The organism is Geothrix fuzhouensis (genome assembly GCF_024609325.1).
GTDB lineage: Bacteria > Acidobacteriota > Holophagae > Holophagales > Holophagaceae > Geothrix > Geothrix fuzhouensis.
This window is the reverse complement of the sequence record NZ_JANHMQ010000001.1, coordinates 1,469,578-1,495,827: the sequence shown is the minus strand read 5'-3', so window position 1 is coordinate 1,495,827 and position 26,250 is coordinate 1,469,578. Positions and strand designations below refer to the sequence as shown.

General features: G+C 66.0%; 16 protein-coding genes and 2 tRNA genes. 7 read left to right on the top strand and 11 right to left on the bottom strand.

The window, feature by feature from the left end; translation table 11 throughout:
* From NOV74_RS15320 to NOV74_RS06770, 4 genes are all read right to left on the bottom strand, one after another.
* The gene (locus NOV74_RS15320) at positions 1-2,952 is read right to left on the bottom strand and encodes a PD-(D/E)XK nuclease family protein (protein WP_306672294.1); all 2,952 of its coding nucleotides are present in this window, start codon (positions 2,950-2,952) and stop codon (positions 1-3) included.
* 347 nt (positions 2,953-3,299) lie between these two features.
* Positions 3,300-3,374, bottom strand: a tRNA-Glu gene (locus NOV74_RS06780).
* A gap of 13 nt (positions 3,375-3,387) precedes the next feature.
* Positions 3,388-3,462, bottom strand: a tRNA-Lys gene (locus NOV74_RS06775).
* Positions 3,463-3,566: 104 nt separating this feature from the next.
* On the bottom strand, positions 3,567-4,874 hold the full coding sequence (locus NOV74_RS06770) for an adenylosuccinate synthase (protein WP_257310408.1): 1,308 nt from the start codon (positions 4,872-4,874) through the stop codon (positions 3,567-3,569).
* Positions 4,875-5,090: 216 nt separating this feature from the next.
* On the opposite strand from NOV74_RS06770, the gene NOV74_RS06765 reads away from it, so the two are divergent.
* Genes NOV74_RS06765 through NOV74_RS06745 form a run of 5 tightly spaced genes read left to right on the top strand, consistent with a single transcriptional unit; the run spans position 5,091 to position 13,293 of the window.
* Positions 5,091-7,568: an ATP-dependent Clp protease ATP-binding subunit gene (locus NOV74_RS06765; protein WP_503473174.1), complete on the top strand. Its 2,478-nt coding sequence runs from the start codon at positions 5,091-5,093 to the stop codon at positions 7,566-7,568.
* The gene (gene bamA / locus NOV74_RS06760) at positions 7,565-10,147 is read left to right on the top strand and encodes an outer membrane protein assembly factor BamA (protein ID WP_257310404.1); all 2,583 of its coding nucleotides are present in this window, start codon (positions 7,565-7,567) and stop codon (positions 10,145-10,147) included. The genes NOV74_RS06765 and bamA overlap by 4 nt, the downstream gene beginning before the upstream one ends.
* 56 nt (positions 10,148-10,203) lie before the next feature.
* Positions 10,204-10,779 carry an OmpH/Skp family outer membrane protein gene (locus tag NOV74_RS06755; protein WP_257310402.1) on the top strand — a complete coding sequence of 192 codons (576 nt, stop codon included), beginning with the start codon at positions 10,204-10,206 and terminating at the stop codon, positions 10,777-10,779.
* 26 nt (positions 10,780-10,805) lie between these two features.
* Positions 10,806-12,038, top strand: coding sequence for a spinster family MFS transporter (locus NOV74_RS06750; protein WP_257310400.1), 1,233 nt, complete (start codon positions 10,806-10,808; stop codon positions 12,036-12,038).
* Position 12,039: 1 nt separating this feature from the next.
* Positions 12,040-13,293: a 1-acyl-sn-glycerol-3-phosphate acyltransferase gene (locus NOV74_RS06745; protein WP_257310398.1), complete on the top strand. Its 1,254-nt coding sequence runs from the start codon at positions 12,040-12,042 to the stop codon at positions 13,291-13,293.
* A gap of 53 nt (positions 13,294-13,346) precedes the next feature.
* Here the strand turns inward: NOV74_RS06745 and NOV74_RS06740 are convergent, their stop codons facing one another.
* Together NOV74_RS06740 and NOV74_RS06735 are read right to left on the bottom strand one after the other, a co-directional pair.
* Positions 13,347-15,743 carry an Ig-like domain-containing protein gene (locus tag NOV74_RS06740; RefSeq protein ID WP_257310396.1) on the bottom strand — a complete coding sequence of 799 codons (2,397 nt, stop codon included), beginning with the start codon at positions 15,741-15,743 and terminating at the stop codon, positions 13,347-13,349.
* 137 nt (positions 15,744-15,880) lie between these two features.
* A complete protein-coding gene (locus NOV74_RS06735; RefSeq protein WP_257310394.1) occupies positions 15,881-17,014 on the bottom strand; it encodes a hypothetical protein in 1,134 nt (377 codons plus the stop codon).
* Between the two features lie 182 nt (positions 17,015-17,196).
* Between NOV74_RS06735 and metK the strand changes: the two genes are divergently transcribed.
* On the top strand, positions 17,197-18,339 hold the full coding sequence (gene metK, locus NOV74_RS06730) for a methionine adenosyltransferase (RefSeq protein ID WP_257310392.1): 1,143 nt from the start codon (positions 17,197-17,199) through the stop codon (positions 18,337-18,339).
* An 80-nt stretch (positions 18,340-18,419) separates the two neighbouring features.
* Here metK and NOV74_RS06725 read toward each other — a convergent pair whose 3' ends face one another.
* The 5 genes from NOV74_RS06725 to NOV74_RS06705 form a co-directional block, all read right to left on the bottom strand.
* Positions 18,420-19,340: a diguanylate cyclase gene (locus NOV74_RS06725; RefSeq protein WP_257310391.1), complete on the bottom strand. Its 921-nt coding sequence runs from the start codon at positions 19,338-19,340 to the stop codon at positions 18,420-18,422.
* Positions 19,340-20,353 carry a glycoside hydrolase family 3 N-terminal domain-containing protein gene (locus NOV74_RS06720; RefSeq protein ID WP_257310390.1) on the bottom strand — a complete coding sequence of 338 codons (1,014 nt, stop codon included), beginning with the start codon at positions 20,351-20,353 and terminating at the stop codon, positions 19,340-19,342. The genes NOV74_RS06725 and NOV74_RS06720 overlap by 1 nt, the downstream gene beginning before the upstream one ends.
* Complete coding sequence (locus NOV74_RS06715) at positions 20,350-21,786, bottom strand: HD domain-containing phosphohydrolase (RefSeq protein ID WP_257310389.1); 1,437 nt, start codon at positions 21,784-21,786, stop codon at positions 20,350-20,352. Before NOV74_RS06715 ends, NOV74_RS06720 begins: the two co-directional genes overlap by 4 nt.
* Before the next feature lie 132 nt (positions 21,787-21,918).
* Complete coding sequence (locus tag NOV74_RS06710) at positions 21,919-24,492, bottom strand: ATP-dependent Clp protease ATP-binding subunit (RefSeq protein ID WP_257310387.1); 2,574 nt, start codon at positions 24,490-24,492, stop codon at positions 21,919-21,921.
* An 87-nt stretch (positions 24,493-24,579) separates the two neighbouring features.
* Positions 24,580-25,677 carry an NAD(P)/FAD-dependent oxidoreductase gene (locus tag NOV74_RS06705; protein WP_257310384.1) on the bottom strand — a complete coding sequence of 366 codons (1,098 nt, stop codon included), beginning with the start codon at positions 25,675-25,677 and terminating at the stop codon, positions 24,580-24,582.
* Between the two features lie 113 nt (positions 25,678-25,790).
* Between NOV74_RS06705 and NOV74_RS06700 the strand changes: the two genes are divergently transcribed.
* A complete protein-coding gene (locus tag NOV74_RS06700; RefSeq protein WP_257310382.1) occupies positions 25,791-26,231 on the top strand; it encodes a GxxExxY protein in 441 nt (146 codons plus the stop codon).
* The last annotated feature ends 19 nt before the right edge of the window (positions 26,232-26,250 follow it).

The following is a 26,250-nucleotide window of genomic DNA, read 5'->3' as shown; positions in this document are numbered from 1 at the left end:
TCAGTCCCCCTCCCCATCGGTCTCGACGGTCACGTCCACGGGGCGTCCACAGAGGGCCGCCAACTGACACTGGCTGCAGTGCTCGCCGGGAGTCGGCGGGAAATCCCCCGACTCCAGCCGCGCATCGAAGCGGGCGAGGTTCGTCAGCAGCTTCTCGCGCCAGGCTCCATCGGGTCCGGCCTCGGCAAGGGTGGCCAAGTGCTTGGTGAAGGGCTTTGGCTCATCCTCCTTCAGGGGAAAGAGCACCGCTGTGGCCCGTTCGCCCGGGTAGACCTTCTCCGCGAGGAGCATGTAGAGGGGGGTCTGGAGGTGGGATCCGAAGGGCGCATCGTCGTCGGCGTAGGCCTTGAGGTAGGTCTCCTTCGAGGTTTTATAGTCCACCACCCGCAGGAAGGAGAGGCTGTCACTGGTCCAGCGCTCGATGCGATCCACCTTGCCGCTGACAGCCAAGGAGCGTCCATCACCCATATCAAGCGCCACCGGTCCCAGGTTGCCCTCAAGGGCCAGGAGGGTCCGGCGCCAGGTCTCCGGTGGGGGCGCTGCGGCCTTCTTGCCCTTCGGAGCGGACAGGCGTGCAGGGTCGAGCAATGCGAGTTCGCCCTTCTCTGGGGATTCGGCCTGGACATCCCGCAGCAGGGCAGCGGCCAGATTCGGCAGCAGGGATTCCAGGCGCAGCACGGCCTGGGGCCACTGCTCCTGCGGGATGTGGCGGTCCAATTCCTTCAGCCATTGGTCCTGGTGGTCCTGCCAAAGATATTGCAGGTGCGGGATGAGGTCGTCGGCTCCAGCCTCGGGTCCAAGCCCCAATGCCGTCTGGAAGGCGGTCGGCCAAACCTCCACGCCCACGAAGGGCATCAGGGCCTCTTCCATGATGTGGTGCACGAGGATGCCCACGGCCATGGACATCCGAGTGCGCGCATCGAAGGTCTGCAAGCCCCAAACTCGCTCAGCGAATGAACGGAAGGGGCACTTGGCGAGGCCTTCGAGTGCCGTGGGGCTGGCGCTGTCCTGTCCCTTGAGCCAGGCGGCGCGGAGTCCCGGTGCATGGTCGAAGTTTGGCGCTTCCGCCAGCAGCACCTCGTTGGCCGGGCGGGCCTGAGCGGCGGTAGCTCGGGCCTGTTGGTGAGGCGACTGATCGTGGCCTTCCCAGCGCCAGCGCAGGCGACTGTGCAGTGTGGGATCAGGACACCACGGGGCCGCGCCTTCCAGCGCCGTCCAGAAGGGGCCCTGGGACTTCATGCGGCCATCCTCATCCTGGGCGGGACTGAGCACTACCAGGCGCTCGCGGGTCATGGCCAGCACCTTGTTGAAGGCGTACGCCTCCCGCTGGAAGGCGCGGGGAATCTGGTCGCCGTGTTCACTGCGGGGCAACCAGAACCGCTGCAGGGCAGGGGGGAAGGTCGCCATCGGCTCGGCTTGGCTCCAGGCCAGCAGCGCGCGGTTGAAGGCGGCCTTGCGGTCGCCGTCCAGGTCGGGGTTCTCGGCAGGTCGGCTGGGCCAGGCGCCTTCGGAGAGGTCAAGGATCAGGGTGGCGTGGGCGCCGTTCCAGTCGTCGAGGATCGTGCCAGGGGTCACCAGGCGCAGGCCCTCGACGGCTCGGGGGATCTCGCTGCTGCGCGCCGCGTCCAGAAAGGCTTCCAGCGCCAGGAGCATGTCGGCGAAGGTCCAGGTTTCGAGCCCCCAGGCTTCCTTGAGGAGGCCCAACGGCGAATAGAAATCGTCGGGATCCATGTGCAGCCGCAGGGTGGTGGCCAGGGATTCCAGGCGCTCGGCCCACTTGTGTGCCGTCTGGGTGGTGCTCCGCAGGGCGGCCAGTTCCTGCCAGATGCCCAGGGCGTAGTCCTTCACGCGGTCCCGCAGGTGCATGAAGCTGCCTTCAAACGCGGGGGTCCCACTCTGGTCAGCAAGGGCCAGGGCGTCTGCCCAGTGGCGCAGATCGTCGCGCCTCGAGGCGCGGAGCCCTGCGGATACGGCACAGGGGTCCAGCCGCTGCACGCCCATGAGCAGGGTCCAGAGCGGGCTCCAGGCTTCGCTGGCGAGGAGGGGCAGCAGGCCGCCGCGCACATGGAGCGCCACGCCTTCTTCTGCCAGCAGGGGCGCGAGGAAGGCAGCCACCGTCTGAGGCTCGGGATGGATGAGGGTGATCTCAGCCGGGGGAATGCCCGCATCCAGCCAGAGGCAGACCTGTTCGATGGCATGGCGCAGCAGGTCGAGGGGGCCTTCGACGAGCCCCCGTTGGAAGGTGTCCGCATGGGCCTTCAGGTCCAGTGGCCCCTCGAACAGGGATTCCAGAGCGGGCGACCAGGGGGCTGATCCCCAGCCCTCCGGTTCAGAAAGATCGAGGTCATTGGGGAGTCTGTCGCCATGGGCTTCCAGCCCATCGAGGAACCACGCCACGAGCGGCTGGGCACTCCCGAAGAGGCCTGAGGCCTCGCCGCCCTTCTGGGCCGCAAGCCTGAACGTGGCACCACCCAAGCCCGGCACGCAGGCCAGGGCCCGCAGGCGCGAGGGCACCAGGTCGCGAAGCCCTGCCTCCAGCGGCCCATCAGCTTCGGTCCGCTCGATCCAGAGCCCCCGCTTCCCGGCCAGTTCCAGGTCCACGGCCTGCCATAGGGCCAGGTCCGGTTCCAGGTAGCCGCCCGCTTCCACCTCCTTGAGGTAGGCCTCCATGTGGGCCAGCACACTGGCCAGGCTGTGGGCGGCCTTGGGCGGGCCGAGGTCCAGTCCGTGTGCCTGCAATTCCCGAAGGGTGGCCGGCAGCAGGCCCTGAGCCAGCAGCTCCCGGCAAGCCTGGGCACGTGCCTTCAGGGTCTCCAGGCTGGGACCCGCCGCGCGCCCCTGGGCCTTGGCCAGTCTCCGCGCCACCCGCAAGTGCAGCATAAGGCTGACGGCACCCGACACGGGCGGTCGGGGGTCGTTCAGCAGCACGCCATCAAAGGGGTCGTAGCTCATGGAGGCATCTCAAGGACTGACTTGGTTCCAGACCATCCTGCCACAGCGGTTTGGACAGAAAATGTCCGTGGGATGCTCCAGGTTATCTCTGCAGGTAGCGAGCAGCCGTCGGATATGCAATTCACCTTGCGCTTGAACCTACCCACATCGGTTCTTGAGAAGGATTGGACCTTCGAATCCATAGAGCTTCGAAAGGCCAGTGGCTTTGGTTCCATTGGGCCGCGACCGTGGTCGTTCATCGTCTTTCGCGGAGATTTTTCAGTAAATTTCCCGTATTTTGGGAAAATAGAACTCTGATCGTGCCGACTAAATACAAGTAGAGCCTAGATTTCTCTAGGCTCTTTTTCTGGTAGGGCTAACGGGATTTGAACCCGTGTTACCGCCGTGAAAGGGCGGTGTCCTGACCCCTAGACGATAGCCCCATGGGGTGGAACTTGGTGGGCCCTGCGGGATTTGAACCCGCGGCCAACGGCTTAAAAGGCCGCTGCTCTACCGCTGAGCTAAGGGCCCTTGCCGGTGGTTCCAGGCCCGCGTGCCCTCGAGCGCGCGGTGCACGCGAGCGTGCGATGCCTGAATGGGCAGGACGATCAGTGTGCCCGTGAATGGGCGTTTGGTCAACCCAGCAGCGGCTCGAGGAAGGTGCCGGGGTAGACGCAGCCCTCCTGGCGATCGGGGCCGGTGCTGAGGTAGGCGATGGGCACTTCAACGCTTTCGACCAGGGCCTCGAGGTAGGCGTGGGCTTCGGCGGGAAGGTCGCCGTGCTTGGTGACGCCGCGGGTGCTGGCCCAGCCCTTGAACATCTTTACCTCGGGCTTCAGCTCCTTCCAGTCGGCGGCGCAGCTGGGGAGCTTGGTGGTGAGGGTGCCTTCGCCGGTGCGATAGCCCACGATGAGGCCCACCTCGTCCAGGCCGTCCAGCACATCCAGCTTCATGATGGCCAGGCCATCCACGCCGTTGGTGCGGCAGGCGTGGGCGGTGATGGGAGCGTCGAACCAGCCGCAGCGGCGGGGCCGGCCCGTGGTGGTGCCGAACTCCTTGCCCACATCGCGCAGGCGCTCGCCGATGGCGTCGTGCATCTCGGCGGGGAAGGGGCCGGAACCGACGCGGGTGGTGTAGGCCTTGGCGATGCCGAGGATCTTGTCGAGGGCCTTGGGGGACAGGCCGGTGCCGGTGAAGAGGCCGCCCAGGCTGCAGTTGCTGGAGGTGACGAAGGGGTAGGTGCCGTGGTCGATGTCGAGCAGGGCGGCCTGGGCGCCTTCGAAGAGGATGCGGTCGCCGCGCTCCCAGGCCGCCACGAGGTGGCTCTGGGTGTCGCCGATGAAGGGCAGGAGCGGCTTGGCCGTGCGGAGCAGGCCTTCGACGATGGCGTCCAGGGTGGGCAGGTCGGCCGCGCCGGCGCCCAGGCGCAGGCGGACTTCCTCGTAGCCGTGGCCGATGCGCTCGGCCAGGGTGTCGGGGTGGAGCAGGTCGCCCAGGCGCACGCCCATGCGGCCAGCCTTCATCTCGTAGGCGGGGCCGATGCCGCGGCCCGTGGTGCCGATCTTGTTGGTGCCGCCTTCGCGCCAGAGATCCAGGGCGATGTGATGGGGCAGGATGATGTGGGCCTTCTCGGACAGCATCAATCGGCCCGTCAGGTCGAAGCCGCGGGTCTTCAGGCGGTCCAGCTCCTGCTGGAACACCTCGAGGTTGAGGACAACGCCGTTGCCCACCACCAGGAAGCAGCCGGGATGCAGAGCGCCACTGGGCACCTGATGCAGGGCAATGCTCTGACCGTCGACCACGACGGTGTGGCCGGCGTTGTTGCCGCCCTGGAAGCGCACCACGTGCTGGAACTTGGGACTGAGCAGGTCCACGACCTTGCCCTTGCCCTCGTCGCCCCATTGGAGGCCCAGGATCGCCAGATTGGTCCTATCCAGGCTCATGTCGCCCTCCCAGCCCTCCAGTCTACCGTTGCAGCGCGGTTCTGTCCTGGGTAGAGGCGGGTTTGGTCCCGAGTCCAGGCTCGGTTCTGTCCCAGCCGGACCGGGACAACCCGGGGGGAAGGCGCTACCCTGGTAGGCCTCCCTGGAACCATCCTGGTCCCGGGGTCATCCAATCATCCGTAAGGGTGGTCAGCAGCTAACCCGAAAGGGTGTCCCGTGTTCGAAAAATTCACCGAAAAAGCGCGACGTGTGATGTTCTTCGCCCGTTACGAGGCGAGTCAGTTCGGTGCGGAAAGCATCCAGAGCGGCCACCTCCTGCTGGGGCTGCTCCGGGAGTCGGAAAAGACCAGCACCCAGCTGCTCGAACGCATGGGCGTGCATGTGAGCGCCCTGCGGGAGCGCCTGGTGGCGGCGCTGACCCCCAAGGACAAGAAGATCACTCCCAGCAGCACCAGCATTGACATCCCCATGGAGGAGGAGGTCAAGCGGATCCTCCAGCACGCCACGGCGGAAAGCGCCAAGCTCAACCACAAGCACGTGGGGGCCGAGCACCTGCTGCTGGGCATGCTCAAGGAGGAGGGCTGTCTGGCCGGGCGGCTCCTGACGGAGGCGGGCGCGGACCTGATCGCCGCCAAGGAGATCCTGCTGGAGAGCACCAAGGAGGAGAAGATCGCGAAGAAGAAGAAGGAGCACCCGCTCCTCTCCGAGTTCGCCCGCAACCTCTCGGAAATGGCCGAGCGCGGCATCTTCGACAACCTGATCGGCCGTGAGCAGGAGGTCGAACGCATCGTCCAGATCCTCAGCCGCCGCCGGAAGAACAACCCGATCCTGCTGGGCGAGGCGGGCGTGGGCAAGACGGCCATCGTGGAGGGCCTGGCCCAGAAGATCTACGAGGGCGTGGTGCCGCCCAGCCTGGCGGACAAGCGCATCTACGCGCTGGACCTCAGCCTCGTGGTGGCGGGCACCAAGTACCGCGGCCAGTTCGAGGAGCGCCTGAAGTCCATCATCGCCGAGGCCAGCAAGGATCCCAGCGTGGTGCTCTTCATCGACGAGATCCACAGCCTCATCGGCACGGGCGCCGCGGAAGGCAGCCTGGACGCGGCCAACATCCTGAAGCCGGCGCTGAGCCGGGGCGAGATCCAGTGCATCGGCGCCACGACGCACAAGGAATACGCCAAGTACATCGACAAGGACCGAAGCCTGGTCCGGCGCTTCCAGCCCGTGACGGTGAACCCCCCGGATGAGGCCGAGAGCCTCCGCATCATCGAGGGCATCCGCAGCCGCTACGAGCTGTTCCACCGGGTGCGCTACGCCGCCAAGACCATGGAGGCCTCGGTCTACCTCTCCAACCGCTACATCACGGACCGCTTCCTGCCCGACAAGGCCATCGACTTGCTGGACGAGGCGGGGGCGCGGGTGAAGCTGCGCGTAGCGGCCGGCGGCGGTGCCAGCACCGAGGGGCAGTCCCACGAGGAGGAGCTGCACCGGGTCATCAACGAGATGAACGAGGCTGTCCTCAGCCGCGATTTCGAGAAAGCCGTCCTGCTCCGGCAGCGGGAACTGCAACTGCGCGACGAGCTCCAGAAGGATCACGGCGAGCTGACGGACGAGGACTACGCCCGCTTCCCCGAAGTGACCGAGCGGGACATCGAGGATGTGGTGGCCAGCTGGACCGGCATTCCCGTGTCGGCGCTCAAGGGCGACGAGAAGGCCACCCTGGTGAACATGGAACCCCGGATCAACGAGCGCGTCATCGGCCAGCCCGAGGCGGTGAGCGCCGTGGTGCGCGCCGTGCGCCGGGCACGCACGGGCCTGAAAAACCCCAACCGGCCCATGGGCTCGTTCCTGTTCCTGGGTCCCACCGGCGTGGGTAAGACCGAGCTGGCCAAGACCCTGGCGGCCTTCCTCTTCGGCGACCCCAAAAAGATGATCCGCTTCGACATGTCCGAATACATGGAGAAGCATGAGGTCTCCAAGCTGCTTGGGGCCCCTCCAGGCTACGTGGGATATGAAGAAGGCGGCATGCTCACGGACCGCATCCGGCGGAACCCGTACTGTGTCCTGCTCTTCGACGAGATCGAGAAGGCCCATCCCGACCTGATCAACATCCTGCTGCAGATTTTTGACGACGGTCAGGCTTCGGACGCCTTCGGGAACCTGGTGGACTTCAAGAACACCATCATCATCATGACGTCCAATGTGGGCAGCCGGGAGCTGCTGTCAGATAAGAGCCTCGGCTTTGTCGAGCAGGACGGCCGTCCCGACGCCAAGTCCGGCGATGCCATGAAGGTGCTCAAGCGGACCTTCCCGCCCGAGTTCCTCAATCGCATCGACGAGATCGTGGTGTTCAACCGCCTGGGCGACGAGGAGCTTCGGAAGATCGTCCGCCTGTTGGTGGAGGATCTCAATGTCACCCTCCAGAAGCACCGGCTCACCGTGTCCCTCACGGATGCCGCCTGCGACTGGCTGGTGAAGACCACCCTGCGGGATCGCGCCTATGGCGCCCGGCCGCTGCGGCGGGCCATCCAGAAGCAGGTGGAGGACCCCCTCGCCGAGTTGATGGTGGGTCAGGACACGGTGCCTTCTGGCTTCGTGAAGTTCGATCTGGTGGACGAGAAACTCGTCCCCACCCTGTCTGATTCCGGAGACGTGGCCGCTGGCCAGGAAACCCATCTGGTCGGAGCGCCTGAATGACGCAGCGGAAATTGGAATATAACCGGGCTCTGCCCCGGTGGTGGAAGGGCGTGCTGCCCCTGACCCTCGTAGTACTGGTGGGGGGATTCACCCTTCCGCTGGCGGCACAGGACATCGAACCCATCGTCAAGATCGAGGTGGTAGGCGCCCAGAAACAGACAGCCGAGACGGTGATCTTCAAGTCGGGTGTGCATGTGGGCGACGATCTCCGGAACGTCGATCTCAGCAGCGTGATGAGCAGGCTCTGGGCCAGCGGTTCGTTCGATGACATCAAGCTGGAGCTCGAAGACGCCCCGGGGGGCAAGAAGCTGGTCATTCGCATCAAGGAGCGCCCGCTCATCAAGGAGATCGACTACCGCGGCGGCACCGAGGTGGGCATCACCAACATCAAGGACAAGGTGAAGGAGAAGAAGCTCACCATCAATCCGGACACGGTCTACGATCCCGAGGCGGCCCGGAAGATCAAGGATCTGATCGTGGATCAGGCGGGCGAGAAGGGCTTCCGGAACCCCGTGGTGGACATCACGCTCGAGCCCATGGGCCCCGGCGTGGCCCGGCTGGTCTTCGAGGTCAAGGAAGGCGGCAAGGCGAAGATCTACAAGGTCCAGTTCCGGGGCAACAAGGTGTTCTCCAGCTCCCAGCTGCGCGGCGTCATGAAGAAGACGCGCAACCACTGGATGTTCAGCTGGCTCACCACCCATGACCTGCTGGTGGACAAGAACCTGGAAGAGGATCTGGAGAACCTCAAGAAGGCCTACTGGAAGCGGGGCTACAAGGATGTCTTCGTGGGCAAGCCGGTCATTGAGGTAGAGGACCGCACCACCGCGAAGCAGAAGAAAAAGAACGAGAAGCGCGTCAAGGAGGCGAAGTCACCCAAGTACGATCTCCGCGCCACCCTCACCATCCCCATTCTCGAGGGCCAGCAGTTCTTCGAAGGCACCTTCAAGGCCGAGGGCGGCAAGCTCTTCCGCGAGAACTACTACCCGATGAAGTACGCGGAAGTGAAGCGGGACAACCACTCGTTCCTCAAGAAGTTCTTCAACATCCGGCCTTCCATGGAGGCCCCGAAGCCGGGTGCCAAGCCCGTGCCCTTCGATCTGGACGCGGTGAACCAGACCGTGGACAAGATCAAGGAGGCCTACAGCAATCAGGCCTACATCATGTTCCGCGCGGAGAAGAAGTTCGAGATCCGCGAAGAGGACGGCGTCAAGAAGGTGGACACCACCCTGAAGCTGGATGAAGGCGAACCCTACACGGTCCGCCGCATCGAGTTCGAGGGCAACCTCACCACCAAGGACAAGGTGCTGCGCCGCAGCATGATGCTGAAGGAGGGCGACCCCTTCCGCCTCGACATCTTCAAGGATTCGCTGCTGGGCATCAGCCAGCTGAGCTTCTTCGATGTGAAGACCTCCGAACCCAAGGTGGACCTGGTGCCGGACAAGCCCCAGGTGGACGTGGTGATCCGCGGCGAGGAGGCCGGGGTCAACGAACTGCTCTTCCAGGGCGGCTACGGGTCGCTGTTCGGGTTCTCACTCGGCGTGAGCTTCTCCACCCGCAATCTGGGCGGCGGCGGCGAGACCCTGTCCGTGAGCTACAACGGCGGCAAGTTCTCCAAGAACATTTCTGTCGGGTTCACTGAACCCTACGTGTTCGATCTGCCTTACTCGTTCTCCGCTTCCGTCTCGAACGGATCGGCGGACTACGACGCCTCGCGGGTGGGCATCGCCAACGCCTACAAGCAGTACACCCGCAGTCTCGGGCTGTCTGTGGGCGCGCGCCTGAGCAACTGGTTCACCAACCAGCCCTGGGCCTTCTTCACCACCTATTCCACCGGCTACAGCTTCCGCCTGATCCGCATCGAGGGTGGCCGCAACTACTACTTCCGCGACCTGAGCAACCAGCTCACCTCCACGTTCAGCCAGAGCCTGAGCTACAGCACGGTGAATCACCAGTTCAAGCCCACCCAGGGCACCCGCGTCGCCTTCGGCCTGGAGTACGGCGGCTGGCAGTTCGGCGGTGACAAGCCCTTCCTGCGCGCCACCTGGGATTTCGCCAAGTTCGCCAACGTGGCGGACCGACACATCTTCGCCGCGAACCTCAGTTACGGCTACCTCCAGAACCTTGGTCGCGAAGAACTTCCGCTCTATGACCTCTACCGTCCCGGCGGCGAGAACAGCATCCGTGGCTACCGCTATGGCCAGGTGGGCAGCGTCCTCCTGGACAACAACGGTCAGCCCGTGGTGGTGGGCGGCAACAAGCAGTTCATCGCCAATCTGGAATACCAGTTCAAGATCGCGGACCAGTTCCGGCTCGTGTTCTTCTACGACGCGGGCAACGCCTGGGGCAGCGGCACGAAGATCTTCAGCAAGGATCCCGTGGTCTACACCCCTTACGGAAGCACCACGGCGGTCTCCTACACCAATCCCACGCTCGTGCGATCGGCGGGGGTGGAGTTCCGGTTCTTCCTGCCCATCAGCCCCGCACCTCTGCGCCTGATCTGGTCACGGAAACTGAACCCCTATCCGTTCGATACGGATGGGCGGAACGACTTCCAGTTCTCCATCGGCACCACCTTCTGATTGCTGGGGGCTGAGTCCCCCGCGTTACAATGACCCTTTCCCCTTGGAGTCTCCCCATGCGCCTGCTTGCCCCTTCTCTGGCCGCCCTGTGCCTGTCCGCTGCTTTGACCGTTCCCGCCGCGGCCCAGGAAGCCCCCCGCTTTGCCTTCTTCAGCATCAACCAGCTGGTGCGCAGCTCCAAGAAGGCCGGCGCCATCTTCTCCGAGCTGGAGATCACCGGCAAGAACCTGCAGGAGAAGCTCCAGGCCAAGGGCCAGGAATTGCAGACCCTGCAGCAGCAGCTGAACTCTCCCAGCATCGACCCCGACAAGAAGGAGGCCCTGGCCAAGAAGTACCGGGATCTGGAGTTCGAGGCCAAGAAGATGCAGGAAGACAGCCAGACGGAGTACCAGCGCGTGGAGAAGAAGGTCGGCGAAGCCATCACCAAGCTGGCCGGTCCCATCGTCGAGCAGCTGGCCAAGGAGCAGAAGTTGCAGATGGTGTTCTCCGATCAGTCGGTGAACATTCTTTCCTGGGCCGACCAGGAATGGATGAAGGGCTTCACCGCCGAAGTGGCAAAGCGACTGGACGCCAGTGAGGGTGCCGCCGCCCCCAAGTCTGCCGCGCCCAAGCCCGCTACCCCCAAGAAGTAGGAGAGGCCTGAAGGCCTGACCCGCGCATGACCGCCGCCCGACGGCTGCTCCTGCTGCTCACCGGGATCAACTTGGTGAACTACCTGGATCGGTACGTCGTCGCGGCGGTGCTTGAGCCGCTCGGGCATGAGCTGCACCTGTCCGACGCCCAATTGGGGCGCCTGACCTTGGTCTTCATTGCGGTGTACATGTGCGCCGCGCCCCTCTTCGGCTACCTGGCCGACCGCTTCCATCGCCCTCGCCTCGTGGCCGCGGGCGTCGCGCTCTGGAGCCTGGCCACTGTGGGCGCCGCGTTCGTCCACAGCTATCCGGGCCTGCTGGTGATGCGCTCCCTGGTGGGCGTGGGCGAGGCGGCCTACGCCAGCCTGGGTCCCGCCATGTTGGCGGATGGCTTTCATGAATCCGACCGGGCCAAAGTCTTCACCTGGTTCTATCTGGCCATTCCCGTGGGCAGCGCCTTCGGCTACGGGCTGGGGGGCCTGGTGGCCGGCACCTGGGGCTGGCGGGCCTCGTTCCTCGTGGCGGGCGTGCCCGGACTGGCCCTCGCCATCTGGATGGCCTTCCAGATGGACCCGGAGCGTGGGGCCATGGACGAGGCGGTTGACCCCGGGGCGGGCGAACCCTATTTCCAGCGCCTGAAGCTCGTCTTCCGGAACCGGATCTGGCTGGCCTGCACGGCCAGCTACGTGGCCTACACCTTTGCCATGGGGGGCCTCAGCACCTGGGGCCCGACCCTGCTTCAGCGGCGGTTCGCCGTCTCCACGGCCAAGGCGGGCCTCGTGTTCGGGGCGCTGGCGGTGGTGACGGGCCTCCTGGGCACCTTTCTGGGGGGATGGCTCACGGATCGCTGGCAGAAGCGCTGGCCGGATGCCGGGGCCGGCATTTCCGGCCTCACTCTGGTGGCCGCGGCGCCCGTGGTGGCCTGGGCCCTGGCCACCGGCAGTCTTGGGGTGGCCTACGCCCTGTTCTTCGTGGGCATGTTCCTGCTCTTCGTCAACACCAGTCCCGTGAACGCCCTCACGGTCAGCAGCCTGCCCGCCAGCATCCGCGCCACGGGCGTGGCGGTGAACGTGCTGTTCATCCACCTGCTGGGCGACGCCATCAGTCCCGAACTGGTGGGCCGCCGGGCGGATGCCCTCCACGCCCTCGGGGTGGCAGGCGGCGATGCCCTGGCCCGGGCCCTGGTGCTGGTGCTGCCGGCGATCCTGATCAGCGGCTTGGCCCTCTGGTGGGCCCGGCACCGGCCGGTGCACGTCTGACATGGCTGCCAGCCGGGTGGCCCGGTATCTGGCCCGCATGTGGTTCCGGAACCTGCGCTGTGAAGGCCCGACCCTGCCGCCCGGGCCCTGCCTGATCCTGCTGAACCATCCGAACGGCCTGTTGGATCCCCTCGCGGCTGCAGCTCTGCTGGACCGGCGGGCGGGCTGGCTGGCCAAGGCCACCCTCTGGAACCTGCCCCCATTGCGCCCCTTCCTCGCCGCCTTCCGGGCCATCCCGGTGACCCGCCCGAAGGATGGCGGGGCCACCCCGGAATCTATCCAACACTGCTTCCGGAAGGTTCACGAGGTGCTGGGCCGCGGCGGTTCCGTGGCCATGTTCCCTGAAGGTGTGAGCCACTCGGACGCGGACCTGGCCCCCCTGAAGACCGGTGCGGCCCGCATCGTCCTGTCCAGTCCCGTCCCGGTCTCGCTGGTGCCGGCGGGTCTGGTCTACGGGGATCGGGCCACCTTCCGCCACAGCGTCCTCCTGCGTCTGGGCGAGCCGGTGCCCTGGGAGGATCTCGCCGCTCGGGGCGCAGAGTCCGAGGCCGTGATCGAGCTGACCGCCCGCATCCGGGCGGCCTTGCAGCCCCTCACCCTGCACGCCGCCGAAGCCCGGGTGCTGGCCCTGGCCCAGGAGGTGGCCTGGCTCTTGGCGGAAGCTCCGGGAAGCCGGGTGGACCTGGAGGCCCTGCGCCGCCGCGTGCGGGCCCTGGTGCCGCATCTCGCCTCGCTGCCGATGGACGAGCTGGCGGCCCTGGAAGCCCGGGTCCACGGGGCCCAGGCTTGGCTGCGGGCCAAGGGCCTCCGGCCCGATCAGGTGGGTCACCCTTATCCGAGCGCGGAAGTCCGCCACTGGCTACCGAGCGCAGCCCTCCGCCTGGCTTTGGCGGCCCTGCTGCTGCCACTGGCGCTGCTCTTCTGGGCCTCGTACCGCCTGGTGGACTGGGCCGCGGGACGGTTCACGGACGAGGGCGACCAGGCCGCCACCCTGAAGCTGCTGGGCGGTCTGCTGGTGCATCCCCTGTGGGCCGCGGTCCTGGCGGGTGTCGGAGGTTGGCGCTGGGGCTGGCCTGGGGCCCTGGTCGCGCCGGTGGCCCTGCTGCTGGTCCTCCTGGGTCTGCCTGTCCTTGAGCGCGCCGGTGAGGACCTCCAGGCCATCCGCGGCTTCCGCCGCCGCCGAGATCCCGCCGTGCCCGAACTGCTGGAGGCCCGGAGGCAGCTGATGGAAGCCTTTCCGGGGCTGGCAAGGTAGACAAAAAAAAGAGGCGGGGCCGAAGCCCCGCCTCTTCAGATGCGACCGGTGGATCAGTGGCCGAGGATGGTGAACTGCGCAGGAAGCGCCAGCTCCTGGAAGGGAACCGGTGCGATCGGGAGCGCTGCGCCCTGGGTGGGATCCACGACGATGGAAGCGCCGGTGACGCCCATGAAATAGCGCATCTGGCGCTGGATCAGGCCGAGGTTGACCAGGTTCGAGGGATCGATCAGGGAATTGTGGTTGATGCCTGTCTGATCAAACTGGAAATAGCCTTCGTTTGGCGTGGTGTCCGTGAGGGCCACAGCCGCGTTGGCGACCTTGGGAGCCAGCGCGCCGCCGGTGATCGTGAACATGAACTGGGCGGGCACACCTGCGGGGTGGGCCGGCGTGCCACCAGCCGCGTAGGCCAGTTGTTTGAAGCCTGGTGCGATGGCCGCCGCCGCGGCCGTGCCGAGCACGGCACGGCCGCCCAGGGCGTTGCCGAGGTAGCGGGTGTAGGCATTGGGGATGGATGTTTCGCCCACGGCTTCCTGCATGGCGATGCGGCCGGAGAGCCGGCTGGGAAGCCCAGAGGCGAGCGGTGTGGTCATGGATGCGGGATCGGTGGGATCCAGAATGGACTGAGTCACGAGGAAGAACTGGTAGTAGGTGGGCGTGTTCTTGGTGATACCCACGGCCGTGAGGCCGGCCGTGACGACAGGTTCGAAGGTGGAGGCAGTGTCCTGGCCGATATAGCCCCACCGGCCTGCCGGCACGGAGAAGTAACCCTTCATGTCGTTGTTGAGCGTGGCCTGAGTGTAGGGGTAACCCGTGGCGGAAAGCGTGGTGTTCCCGGCCAGGTAGTAGCTCCCGATGATGGAACCCAGGCTGTGGCCCACAAACTTGATGTCGGCCATGGAGGGCATGGCCGCCCCGAGGCCGGCGAACCCACCGGTGCGGATCGTCAATTCCAGGCGGTCAAGGTTGAAGGCCCCTTGCTGGACGTTGGAGCGCAGGGCCAGAGGTGCGCCGTAGGCGGCAAAGTCCTGGAACCAGGCTGCGCCGGTGGTGTGACCAGGGACGGCGAGCTCGCCATGGAGAGGCTCATCGATGGCGATGACGGCCCGGCCGATGGTGGTCAGGCTCTGGGCCACGGCAAGGACGTGCTCCTTCTGGCCGCCGATGCCATGAGCGTAGATGACCAGGGGATAGCCACCACCGGGCGCGGCCGCGGTCGGGGCGATGTAGATGAAGGGCACCTGGCGATCCGTGGAATAGAACCCGGCAAGGTGGAGCCCATCCGGACGGAAGGCCTGGGTCACACCGGCGGCAGGATTGTAGGCGCCGGTGATGCCCGTGAGGTCGTTGGTCGCGGCGTGGGCGGCGACAACCACGGGATCCATGGAGAGGTCGGCGCTGTTGATCTTGCCAAGAACGACAGTCCCCACCGTGGCCGGAGCCGTGGTGGCAGTGCCCATGACCAGGCTCCAGTAGGCGTCAGGCGAAGGGTTCGTGCCCCCACGATCGAAGGTGGCCGTCACCGTGATGGTGTTGCTCCAGGTCTTGGCTGGCAGGTTGCCCGGGATGTTGGATCCGGCTGCGTAGGACCTGAGGGCGGATTCGACAGGCAGGAGCGAGGCGCCCGGTGCGGAAGGGCTCGTGGTGGTCAGGGAGATGGCTCCGGCGCCCGTGGTGATGAAGCGGCCCATCACAGCGATCTCGGATCGCTGGGCTACGGTGGTGGTGGCCGAGGCGGTGATGAGGTCATTCATCACCTTCGCATAGCCGGAGAAGAGGATGGTGGAGCCGCTGAGGACATTGGCCCGGATGGGCTCGAGGGCACCGAAGGAACCGGCGAGCGGGGTGAGGGACTTGAGGGCCTCGAAGTAGGGGGAGGCCGAGATCGGCTTGCCCGCGGTGTCCTTCACGCGGTTGGTCACCACATAGAGGTAGCGGGTTCCAGGCAGCAGCGGGAAGTTCGGGAAGAGGAACAGGTCCGTTCCGCCGGCGGTGTACTTATAGGTGAACATGCCGGACACGTCCGTGAAGCCGAGGGGGTTGTTCTCGGTGCCTGCGGCGTCCGGGGTGATCTGGAAGACCTTGACGTTGGCCGCGGTGACCGTGGTGGCGTCCACCGCTGCGGTGAACTGGAGGTAGACCGGGGCATTCAGGCCGGAGACGGCGTTGGTGCCACCCATTTCCTTGAGGTTCACGTAAGCCAGGGCCTCGGGGGGCGTCATGGGCTTGTTGGCGGCCCGGCCGGTCAGTGGATTGGCGGCCGTGGCCGTGGCCAGCACATTCGGCAGGGGCACGTTCGCGTTCGCCGGATCAAAGACAGGTGTAGTCGAACTCGGCATGCTGGCGGGGCCCGTGGCGACGATGGGGGCCTTGGAGTCGCCACCGCCGCTGCAGGCGAGGAGCGCCAGCAGGGAAGCGCCGAGGATCGCTTGGTTCAAGCGTGGATGCATCGCGTCACCTCATGGGTGGGGTTGGGAAGGTTTCGAGGATTGGTTTGATGACAATAGGCGGCCCGGGGTGGAATTGCCACATAAAAGGAGGGGCCCACGGTGGGGCCCCTCCTTACTTCGGGTAGGTAAATCGCCGGTCAATCCGTGACGGCGAAGACGACCTTGTCGTTCTTAAAACGGCTCACGGTGATGAGCTCGACCGTGGCGGTCTGCTTGTCGGCGCTGATGGTGAGCTTGTAGTGCTCATCCTTCAGGTACGAACCAGGCACCACGTTCACCTTGCCGATCTTCTTCAGGCCCAGATCTGACGCCTTGATGGTGATGGTCTTGCCGGTGCGGAGGTCCAGGCTCTGGGTGAAGACTTCATCACGCCAGTTCTTGCCGGCCCGGTCCTTGGCGAAGACGGGGATCTCGATCACGCCCTCGGCCTTCAGGGTGTCGCGGACGCCGACAACGTAGTGCAGCGAGTTGAGCTTGCCCAGCTGGACGGTGTTGTCGGCCTGGAGCTTGGTGCGCTCTTCGATGAGGTTGGCGCGCTCGGTCTGGAGGCCAGCGATCTCTTCCGTGATCTTCTGCTTCTGGCTTTCGAGATCGGTAACCTCTTCCTGCAGCTTGTCGTTCTGGGCCAAGGCCTCGTCACGCTCGCCCTCGACCTTCTCCCGCTCCTGCCGGGTGAGGTCGTTGGGGGTGATCTTGGCATGCCCCTGGGCGACCCAGGTGCCATAGGTGCCGTTGGCATAGAAGTGGTAGACCTCGAACCCGGGGGCAAGCTTTTCCATGATGGCCACGCGACTCACCAGCTTCTTGGCCTCGGCCTCAGACACGCCCTTCTTCTTCAGGAAGCGCAGGGCCATGCCGTAGTGGCTGTCGTTGGGGCGGGCGATGTCAGGCTTCGGCAGATCAGCCTTGAGCTTCGCGAGCTTCGTGTTCAGGTCCTTGATGTCCTTGTCCTTGTCCAACACTTCCTGGAGCAGGGCCTGGTAGGAGCTGTTCTTTTCGTTCTTGATGCGCTCTTCCAGGGCCTTCTTCTGGTCGTCCGTGAGCTGAAGCGTCTCGGCGTTGGGCCGGATGTCATTGACGCCGGCCTGGGCCAGCTTCTTCTGCTGCTCCGCGCCAGCCTGGTTCAGCTGCTGGTTGGCCTTGTCGGCTTCGGCCGCCTTCTGGGTCAGCTCCCGGATCTGTGGATCCTCGCGTTTGCAGGCGGTGGATACCATCAGGATGGATGCGGCCATCATTACGAGGGCCAGCGTCGGACGGCGGAAGGGAATCATGGGTTCCTCCACTGAGGGGGCTTAAGATAGCGCTTCGGGGATGGAAACATTCCACCTTAGTCCTTCAGGCTAGAGCATGGCAAGGTTTCCCGCGTCATCCGAAAGATGTAGGACCAGCAGCCTCACGATATACTTTCCGTTTCCTCCGGAAGCGCTTCCGGGGGAATTCCTAGGAGTCCCGAATGGCCGCCCAGGGGCGTCACCTGTTCACTTCCGAAAGCGTCACCGAAGGCCATCCCGACAAGATGGCGGATCAGATTTCCGACGCCGTGCTGGACGCGGCCCTCAAGGATGATCCCCGCAGCCGCGTTGCGTGCGAGACCCTCCTCACCACGGGCCTGGTGTTGGTGGCGGGGGAGATCACCACCGAGACCTACATCCCCGTCGCCGCGCTGGTGCGTGACGTGGTGAAGGACATCGGCTACGACCACCACATCAAGGGCTTCGACTACGCCACCTGCGCGGTGATGGTGACCATCGACCAGCAGAGCCCCGACATCGCCATGGGCGTGGACACCGGCGGCGCAGGCGACCAGGGCCTGATGTTCGGCTACGCCTGCCGGGAGACTCCCGAGCTGATGCCCGCGCCCATCCACTTCAGCCACCTGCTGACGCGGAAGCTCTCGGAGGTTCGCAAGAACGGCCAGCTGCCTTGGTTGCGGCCAGACGGCAAGTCCCAGGTCACGGTGGAATTCGACGGGGACAAGGTCCAGCGCATCCACACCGTCGTCATCTCCACCCAGCACGACGAGCACATCACCCAGAACTGCATCCGCGACGCGGTCATCCAGGACGTGATCAAGGCCTCGCTGCCGCAGGAGCTGCTGGACGCCCAGACCATCTTCCACGTGAACCCCACCGGCCGCTTCGTGGTGGGCGGGCCCATGGGCGACACGGGCCTCACGGGCCGCAAGATCATCGTCGACACCTACGGCGGCAGTGGCCACCACGGGGGCGGCGCCTTCTCCGGCAAGGATCCCAGCAAAGTGGACCGCAGCGCTGCCTACATGGGCCGCTACATCGCCAAGAACATCGTGGCGGCAGGTCTGGCGGATCGCTGCGAGATCCAGCTGGCCTACGCCATCGGCGTGGCCGAGCCCGTCTCCATCGCCGTGGACACTTTCGGCACGGGCAAGGTGTCCGATCAGGCCATCGTCCGCGCCGTGCGCGAGGTCTTCAGCTGCACTCCCAAGGCCATGATCGAGGCCCTGGATCTGCGCCGCCCCATCTACCGCGCTACCGCCGCCTACGGCCACTTCGGCCGCCCCGAGTTCAGCTGGGAGAAGACGGACAAGGTGGAGGCGCTGCGCGCCGCTGCCAAGTAGGCTGTCAGCTCTCAGCTATCAGTGGGAAAGGATGCGGCCCTTCGGGCCGCGTCCTTTTTGTAGTGGCTGACAGCCGAAACCTACTCCGCCCGCTCCACTCGGTTCCTGCCGCCCTGCTTGGCGCGGTAGAGGGCCTCGTCGGCCCGCTTCAGGAGCTCCTCGGCATCTGGGATCTCGGCCTTGCCTTCGCGGGCGGCGACCCCCAGGCTGATGGTCTTTCGGAGGGTCGCGTTGCCCAGGAGGTGATCCAGGTTGGCGAACTTCTCTCGCAGGTTTTCCGCAACCCGCATGGCCGCGGTGGCGTCGGTATAGGGAAGCACCAGGGTGAACTCCTCGCCACCGTAGCGCGCGGCGAGATCCGTGGCCCGGAGGCTGGTGTTCAGCATGGCGCCGATATTGCGCAACACCACATCGCCCATGGGATGACCGTAGGTGTCGTTCACAAGCTTGAAGTAGTCAATGTCGATCATCACCAACGAGAGGGGGACCATGGTGCGCCGCGCTCGCCGCACCTCCTCGTTCAGCCGGGAGATGAGGAGGCGCCGGTTCGCCAGGCCCGTGAGGGCGTCGGTGACGGACTGCGCTTCGAGCCGGGTGTTCATCTCTCTCAATTCGTCCTGGAGCCGCTTGAGCTTGGTGTGGATGCGCACCCGGGCGAGCAGTTCCTTCTCATGAAAGGGCTTGGTGACGTAGTCAGAGGCGCCCCGCTCCAGGATCTCGGCCTTGCGGTCCAGGTCGTCCTCGGCGGTGAGCATGATCACGGGAATCTGCTCCAGCTCCTTGCGGCTGGCCTTGAGGCCCAGGAACTTCAGCCCGTCGAAGCCCGGCATCACCAGGTCGCAAAGCACCAGGTCTGGGGGGGTCTCCATGATGGTCTTGAAGGCGGTGAGGCCATCCGCCGCCTCCAGGAAGTGGGTGAATTCGCCATCCCGCAGCAGGACTGCCTTGATCTCGTTGCGGATCATGGCGTTGTCGTCGACGATGAGGACGCGGCCGGCCATCAGCTGTCCCGGTGGACCGCTTGGCGCAGCTGCTCGCGCCAAGTCTCCCAGGCCCGAGGATCGAACGGGATGGCGCGGGCCAGGTTCCGGCGCATGACGCGGGTCGCCTGGAGAGGGGCCTGCCAGAGGGATTCGGGCAGGCGGGCCGCGGCATCGGCGCAGGCGGACCAGCCTTCGGGCGTCTGGCAGACCAGCAGCCACTGGTGGCCCGCTTCAAGGGCAAGGCGCACGCGGTCGTCCCAGCTCCAGTCGGCGCAGCCACCCATCTCCAGATCGTCCGGCAGGAAGCGGCCCTGGATGCCCCAGGGGTTCGAGGCCACGGAACCGCGGTGCAGGCTGGCGGGCAGGGGGGCCGAGGCGGGCGTTCGCAGGTGGGCCACCATCACCAGCCGATCGGGATGGGCCAGGGGGATGAAGGCCTTGGCGTTGAAGTCCACCTGGGTGGTGGCTGAGAGCTCGGGCAGGCCCTGGTGGCTGTCGAGGGTGGTGCCACCGAGGCCGGGGAAGTGCTTCAGACAGCCCCGGACGCCGGTGGATTCGAGGCCGTGGAGAAAGGCCCCCGCGGCGGCGGCCACCTCGGCGGGATCGGCGCTGGCGGCCCGGTCGCCGATGCCGGCCTCGGGGTGCCCGTCCCAGAGGTCGACCACGGGCGCGAAGTCCACGTTGAAGCCCAGCAGGCGGAGGCCTTCGCCCCAGAGTCGGCCCCAGGCGGCACATCTCTCCGTGCCGCCGCGGGTCCAGATCTGCCGGAGGGGCGGTGTGGGGCCCACCCAGGGCCGCAGGCGGCTCACGGGACCACCCTCCTGGTCCAGGGCCACGGCCAGGGGCAGCTCCCCCCCATAGCGAGCCTGGAGGCCGTCCACCAGCGCCCGGCAACGTGAGGGGCCGGCTTCGGGGTCTGGATCCAGGTTCCGGGCGAAGAGGATGAGACCACCCGGCGTGAACGGCAGTTCCACCGCGTGGGCATCCACGCCGCGAAAGCCGGTCCAGAGAAGCTGGTGCGGATCGGTCATGAGGCGGCCGTCCTCCCGTGGCCCAGGGTTCGCTCGTAGATCCGGGCCTCGATGAAGATGCGCAGCGCCTCCTTATCCAGCAGGTTCATCCTGGCCTCCTGGTCGAGGATCTCCAGGCTCCGTTCCACGCTTACGGCGGCCTTGTAGGGACGGTCAGAGGCGGTGAGCGCGTCGTACACGTCGGTCACGGCCATCAGGCGGCTCTGCACGGGGATGTCGGGTTCGGTCAGGTGCCGAGGGTAGCCGCGCCCGTTCATTCGCTCGTGGTGGGCGTAGGCGATGTCGGGCACGGCCGCCAGCTCGATCGTCCACGGAATCTGAATGAGGAAGCGGTAGGTGTGGGTGACGTGGCTCTGGATCTCCTCGCGTTCCTCGAGGGACAGGCTGCCCTTGGGGATCCGCAGCAGATCAAGGTCGCTGGGCTCGAAGAGGATGCGGCGGTCCCCGCTCCAGTGCTGGTAGGTGAGGTCCTCCAGCGTGTCCAACTCCTGGGCCACATCCTGGGGCAGCACGGTGGGTTCGTTGCTGCGCCGGACCAGGTCCATGATGCGCCGGGTCTCTTCCTCCTGCTCCCGCAGCAGCCGCCCGAGCTGGTCATGATCGAAGGTCTGCCCCCGGGCCCAGGCGTCCAGCATCCGGTCCCGCATGGCTTCGAGGGCGCGCTGGTGAAGGCGTTGGTAGATGCTCTCCAGGCGTTCCTGGTGGAGCTTCTTCGCCTTCACCAGCACCTGCTCGCGAACGCCTACCTTGCCGAAGTCGTGCAGCAGGCTCGCGTAGCGGATCTCGCGGATCTGGACCGGGGTGAACTGGAGTTCTCCGTACGGACCGTTCGGCGTCAGGCTCACGGCTTCCGCGAGGCCCACGGTGAGTTCGGCCACGCGGCTCGAATGGCCGGAGGTGCTGGGATCGCGGGCCTCGATGGCGGTCACGGAGGCGTTCACGAAGCCTTCGAACAGTCGCTCGATGTCGTTTTTCAGGCCGAGGATCTCCTGAGTTCGGTCCTGCACCATGCATTCCAGGTTCTGTTGGTATTCCTCGTTCTCCCGCAGCAATCGGTAGTGTTCCAGGGCCCGCCCCAGACTGGCCTCGATCTCCACCAGCTTGAAGGGCTTCTGGATGAAGTCGTAGGCCCCGCGCTTGAGGGCCTGGATGGCCGATTCCGTGGTCGCGTAGCCGGTCATGAGGATGCCGAGGCTGCGCGGATCCTCTTCGTGGATGGCCCGCAGCAGCTCCAGGCCGGATAGTCCACCCGGCATGTTCAGGTCGGTGAAGATGACCGGGAAATGCCTTTGCCGCACCAGCTTCAAGGCCTGGGCGCCATCTTCGGCACCTTCCGCGGCGTAGCCCTCGTCCGCCAGGGCTTCCACCAGCAGATTCCGGAGGTCCGCCTCGTCGTCCACGATGAGGATAGGGATGGGAGAGGAGAGGGTCACACCGGCTCCGTTGGCCTGAACCTCATCGGATGAGGACAAGTTGATGGCAAGTTTCGCATGAATAGGCTTTTTTTACCTAAACCGCCTCAAACCAAGCGGAGCGCCAGGTGAACGGTTGCCGGACGAGGGCGGCTACTGGACGGCTTCGCCCTCGACCAGGAGCTGGCCGTCGCGGACCGAGAGCAGGGCCCGGCCGCCGGGTTGGAGCTGGCCCTGGAGGATGAGGCGGGACAGGGGGTTCACGACAGACTGCTGGATGAGGCGCTTGAGCGGACGTGCGCCGTAGTGGGGGTCGAAGCCCTCGGAAGCCAGCCAGTCCAGCGCGTCCTCCGGCACCTCCAGGTCCAGCCGCTGCTCCTTAAGCAGGGCCTCCACGCGCTTGAGCTGGATTCGGGCCACGGCCTTCATGTCGTCTTGGCTGAGAGACCGGAAAATGACGACTTCATCCAGGCGGTTGAGGAACTCAGGCCGGAAGTGGCCGTGCAGGGCGGCCTGCACGGCCACCTGGGCCTTCGAGGTATCGCCGCCGGCGTCGAAGATGGCCTGGCTGCCCAGGTTGGTGGTCATGAGCACCACCGTGTTGCGGAAGTTGACCGTGCGGCCCTGGCCGTCCGTGAGGCGGCCGTCCTCCAGCACCTGGAGGAAGAGGTCGAAGGTGCGCGGGTGGGCCTTCTCCATCTCGTCCAGCAGGATCACGGCGTAGGGGCGGCGGCGGATGGCCTCCGTGAGGCGGCCGCCCTCCTCGTAGCCCACGTAGCCCGGCGCGGCTCCGATGAGGCGCGTGGCATCGGCCTCGTGGGTGAACTCGCTCATGTCGATGCGGACCAGGGCGTTCTCGTCGTCGAAGAGGAACTCCGCCAGGGCGCGGGCCACTTCCGTCTTGCCCACGCCCGTGGGACCCAGGAAGAGGAAGCTGCCGATGGGCCGCTTGGGGTCGCCCAGGCCGGCCCGGTTGCGCCGCAGGGCATCGGAGATGGCCGTCAGAGCCGGATCCTGGCCCACCACGCGCTCGCCAAGGCGTGCCTCCATGTGCAGCAGCTTCTCCACCTCGCCTTCGAGGATGCGACTCACGGGGATGCCGGTCCAGCGGCTCACGATGGCGGCCACATCGGGTTCGCCCACCTCCAGGCGCAGCATGGCGCTCTCCTTGGGCGAGGTGGCGGCGATCTGCTTCTCCAGGGCGGGGATCTCGCCGTACTCGAGCCGCGAAGCCCGCTCGTACTCGCCCCTCGTCTTGGCCTGGTCCAGCTCGATGCGCAGGTCGTCCAGCTTCTTCTGGAGGCCCCGGGTGCCCTCGATGACCTTCTTCTCGTTCTCCCACTGGGCCCGCAGGTGGCTCAGGTCTTCATTCAGCTCGGCCAGCTCCTTCTCCAGATCGGCCAGCCGGGCGCGGCTGGCGGCGTCCTTCTCCTTCGTCAGGGAATGCTTCTCAAGTTGCAGCTGCATCTCGCGGCGCTCGCGGACGTCGATCTCCGTAGGGCGGCTGTCGATCTGCATGCGTACGGCGGCGGCGGCCTCGTCCATGAGATCCACGGCCTTGTCGGGCAGGAACCGGTCGGAGATGTAGCGCTGGCTCAGGTGGGCCGCGGCCACCAGGGCGGCATCCTGGATGCGCACGCCGTGATGCAGCTCGTAGCGCTCCTTCAGGCCGCGCAGGATGGAGATGGCGTCCTCCACCGATGGCTCGTCCACCAGCACGGGCTGGAAGCGGCGCTCCAGGGCGGCATCCTTCTCGATGTGCTTGCGGTACTCGTCCAGGGTGGTGGCGCCGATGCAGCGCAGCTCGCCCCGCGCCAGGGCCGGCTTCAGCAGGTTGGCGGCGTCCATGCCGCCCGACACCGCGCCCGCGCCCACCAGCAGGTGCAGCTCGTCGATGAAGAGGACGATCTGGCCCTCGGCCTTCTCGACCTCCTCGATGACGCCCTTGAGGCGCTCCTCGAACTGGCCGCGGTACTGGGTGCCGGCCACCAGCGAGCCCATGTCCAGGCCCATGACCCGCAGGCCCTTCAGGCTCTCCGGCACATCGCGCTTGTGGATGCGCTGGGCCAGGCCTTCCACGATGGCGGTCTTGCCCACGCCGGGCTCGCCGATGAGCACGGGGTTGTTCTTGGTGCGCCGCGAGAGCACCTGCAGCACGCGGCGGATCTCCTCGTCGCGGCCGATGACGGGATCCAGCTTCCCGGCGGCGGCCAGGGCGGTGTAGTCCTTGGCGTACTTCTCCAGGCTGGCGAATTTCTCTTCAGCCTTTTCGTCCTCCACCTTCGAGCCCTTGCGGGTCTCGCGGATGGCGGACTCCAGCGTCTTCCGGTCCAGGCCGAAGCGTTCCAGCACCTTCTTGGCATCCGTGTGGGCATTGGCCAGGGCCAGCAGCAGGGCGTCCGTGGCGAGGAAGCGGTCGCCGAGCCCTCGGCCTGTGTCGCTGGCGACTTCCAGGAAATGGCGGAAGGCCGGGCCGATCTGGGGCTCCGCGCCGCCCACCGCACGAGGCAGCTTCGCCACCAGGTCCTCGGCCGCCTCGGCCAGGCCCTGGATGGATTCCGGCGCCAGGCCGGCCCGCTCCAGCAGGGGATGCAGGCCCGCCTCGGGCGCCAGCAGGGCCCCGAAGAGGTGCTGGGGCACCAGCTCCGGATGCTGATCCTGCACCGCCCGCTGCCGTGCCGCCACCAGGGCGTCGTTGGCCTTCTGGGTGAAGGGAAGGAGGGACATGGAACACCTCGGCTTCCAGGGTGGGCCAAATATGATGTCAATGCACTAAAATTTTCTTCAAAAATTTTAGTGCCGAGTGGAAAAACCTTATCGGATGGCCTCCTCCGCCAATGCCAGGCTGGCCGTAAGGCCTGGTGATTCAATGCCGAAGAGGTTCACCAGGCCGGGAACTCCATGGATGTCCTCCCTTTGGATGAGGAAATCAGGCGCGGTCTCGCCGGGGCCGTGCAGCTTGGGACGGATGCCCGCGTAGGCCGGCTGGAGGGCTCCGTCCGGCAGACCGGGCCAGTATTTGCGGACCTCCGCGTAGAAGCTGTCGGCGCGGCGGGGATCCACGTCGTAGGTCTCGTGGTCGATCCACTCCACGTCGGGCCCGAAGCGGGCCTGGCCGGCCAAGTCGAGGGTGAGATGCACGCCCAGGTGGCTCTGGTCCGGGATGGGGTAGACCAGCCGCGAGAAGGGCGCGGTGCCGGCCAGGCTGAAGTAGTTGCCCTTGGCGAACTGCCGAGGCAGGGGCGGGAGGGCCTCCAGGCGGATCCCGGCGAAGGTGCGGGCCAGCGCCAGGGCCCCCAGGCCGGCGCAGTTGAACACCCGCTCCGCCAGCAGGCTCATGGGCTCCGCGCCGCCCACATCCACCCGCAGGCCTTCCGCCGTGGCCATGCCGCCGACGACGGGGCTTTTCAGCACCATAGTTGCACCGGTGCGTTCGGCGTCCAGGGCCAGGGCCCGCATGAGGCCGTGGCTGTCGACGATGCCCGTGCTGGGGGAGAGCAGGGCTGCGGCGCAGCGGAGCCGCGGTTCCAGGCGCTGGGCCTCATTGGCCTCCAGCCACTGGAGATCAGCCACGCCGTTGGCTTCGGCCCGGAGGCGCAGCTGCCGCAGGGCCTCGATCTGCGTGTCGTCCGCCGCCACGATGAGCTTGCCGCAGCGGCGGTGGTTCACGTGGTGGGCCTCGCAGAAGGCGTAGAGGGCCCGGTTGCCGGCCACGCAGAGCCGCGCCTTGAGCGAATTCGCGGGATAGTAGATGCCCGCGTGGATGACCTCGCTGTTGCGGGAACTGATGCCCGTGCCGATGCGGTCTTCGGCCTCCAGGACCACCACCTCGTGCCCCGTCTGGGCGAGGTGCCGCGCCAGGGCCAGGCCCACGACGCCGGCTCCGATGACGATGCAGTCCACGCGTTCCATGGCTCCATCTTCGCGGCAACGGCGAGGCTGTGGGAAGATCGAGCTTTCTCGATTGAGTCCAGGGGCAGGTGTACGGGTAGGAAGGACGCTGAAAAGAAGCGGAGGAAAGCAGAGTGGTGGAGGAAAGCGGAGATCTCGAATGGGCATCCCTTACGGAGATCATCTTGGGTTGTGCAATCAAGGTCCAACGGGCCTTGGGGCCCGGACTGCTGGAAAGCGCCTACGAGGCCTGCCTGAATTACGAGCTTGAGAAGGCCGGTCTGAGAGTTGAGCGCCAGGCGCCGATCGGGATCACCTACGAGGATCTACGGGTGCCTGTCGCGTACAGATTGGATCTGCTGGTGGAAGATCAAATCGTGTTGGAGCTGAAGACCGTCGACCACCTCACCGATTTTCACGAAGCGCAGCTCCTTACCTACCTTCGCTGTTCTTCAAAACGAATCGGTTTCCTGCTGAATTTCTGGCGGTGGCCCATGAGGGACGGTGGGATCAAACGCATCTTGAACTCCAGGGTTCCTCCGCTCTCCTCCGTCCCTCCGCAACCCTCCGCTTAATTCATATTTCTTTTCTTCA

Bases quoted from the DNA above. Each gene is read 5' to 3' on its own strand.
- NOV74_RS06755 (WP_257310402.1), top strand. From the start codon at position 10,204: ATGCGCCTGCTTGCCCCTTCTCTGGCCGCCCTGTGCCTGTCCGCTGCT.
- bamA (WP_257310404.1), top strand. From the start codon at position 7,565: ATGACGCAGCGGAAATTGGAATATAACCGGGCTCTGCCCCGGTGGTGG.
- NOV74_RS06745 (WP_257310398.1), top strand. From the start codon at position 12,040: ATGGCTGCCAGCCGGGTGGCCCGGTATCTGGCCCGCATGTGGTTCCGG.
- NOV74_RS06750 (WP_257310400.1), top strand. From the start codon at position 10,806: ATGACCGCCGCCCGACGGCTGCTCCTGCTGCTCACCGGGATCAACTTG.
- NOV74_RS06720 (WP_257310390.1), bottom strand. From the start codon at position 20,353: ATGACCGATCCGCACCAGCTTCTCTGGACCGGCTTTCGCGGCGTGGAT.
- NOV74_RS15320 (WP_306672294.1), bottom strand. From the start codon at position 2,952: ATGAGCTACGACCCCTTTGATGGCGTGCTGCTGAACGACCCCCGACCG.
- NOV74_RS06710 (WP_257310387.1), bottom strand. From the start codon at position 24,492: ATGTCCCTCCTTCCCTTCACCCAGAAGGCCAACGACGCCCTGGTGGCG.
- metK (WP_257310392.1), top strand. From the start codon at position 17,197: ATGGCCGCCCAGGGGCGTCACCTGTTCACTTCCGAAAGCGTCACCGAA.
- NOV74_RS06770 (WP_257310408.1), bottom strand. From the start codon at position 4,874: ATGAGCCTGGATAGGACCAATCTGGCGATCCTGGGCCTCCAATGGGGC.
- NOV74_RS06705 (WP_257310384.1), bottom strand. From the start codon at position 25,677: ATGGAACGCGTGGACTGCATCGTCATCGGAGCCGGCGTCGTGGGCCTG.
- NOV74_RS06725 (WP_257310391.1), bottom strand. From the start codon at position 19,340: ATGGCCGGCCGCGTCCTCATCGTCGACGACAACGCCATGATCCGCAAC.
- NOV74_RS06740 (WP_257310396.1), bottom strand. From the start codon at position 15,743: ATGCATCCACGCTTGAACCAAGCGATCCTCGGCGCTTCCCTGCTGGCG.
- NOV74_RS06735 (WP_257310394.1), bottom strand. From the start codon at position 17,014: ATGATTCCCTTCCGCCGTCCGACGCTGGCCCTCGTAATGATGGCCGCA.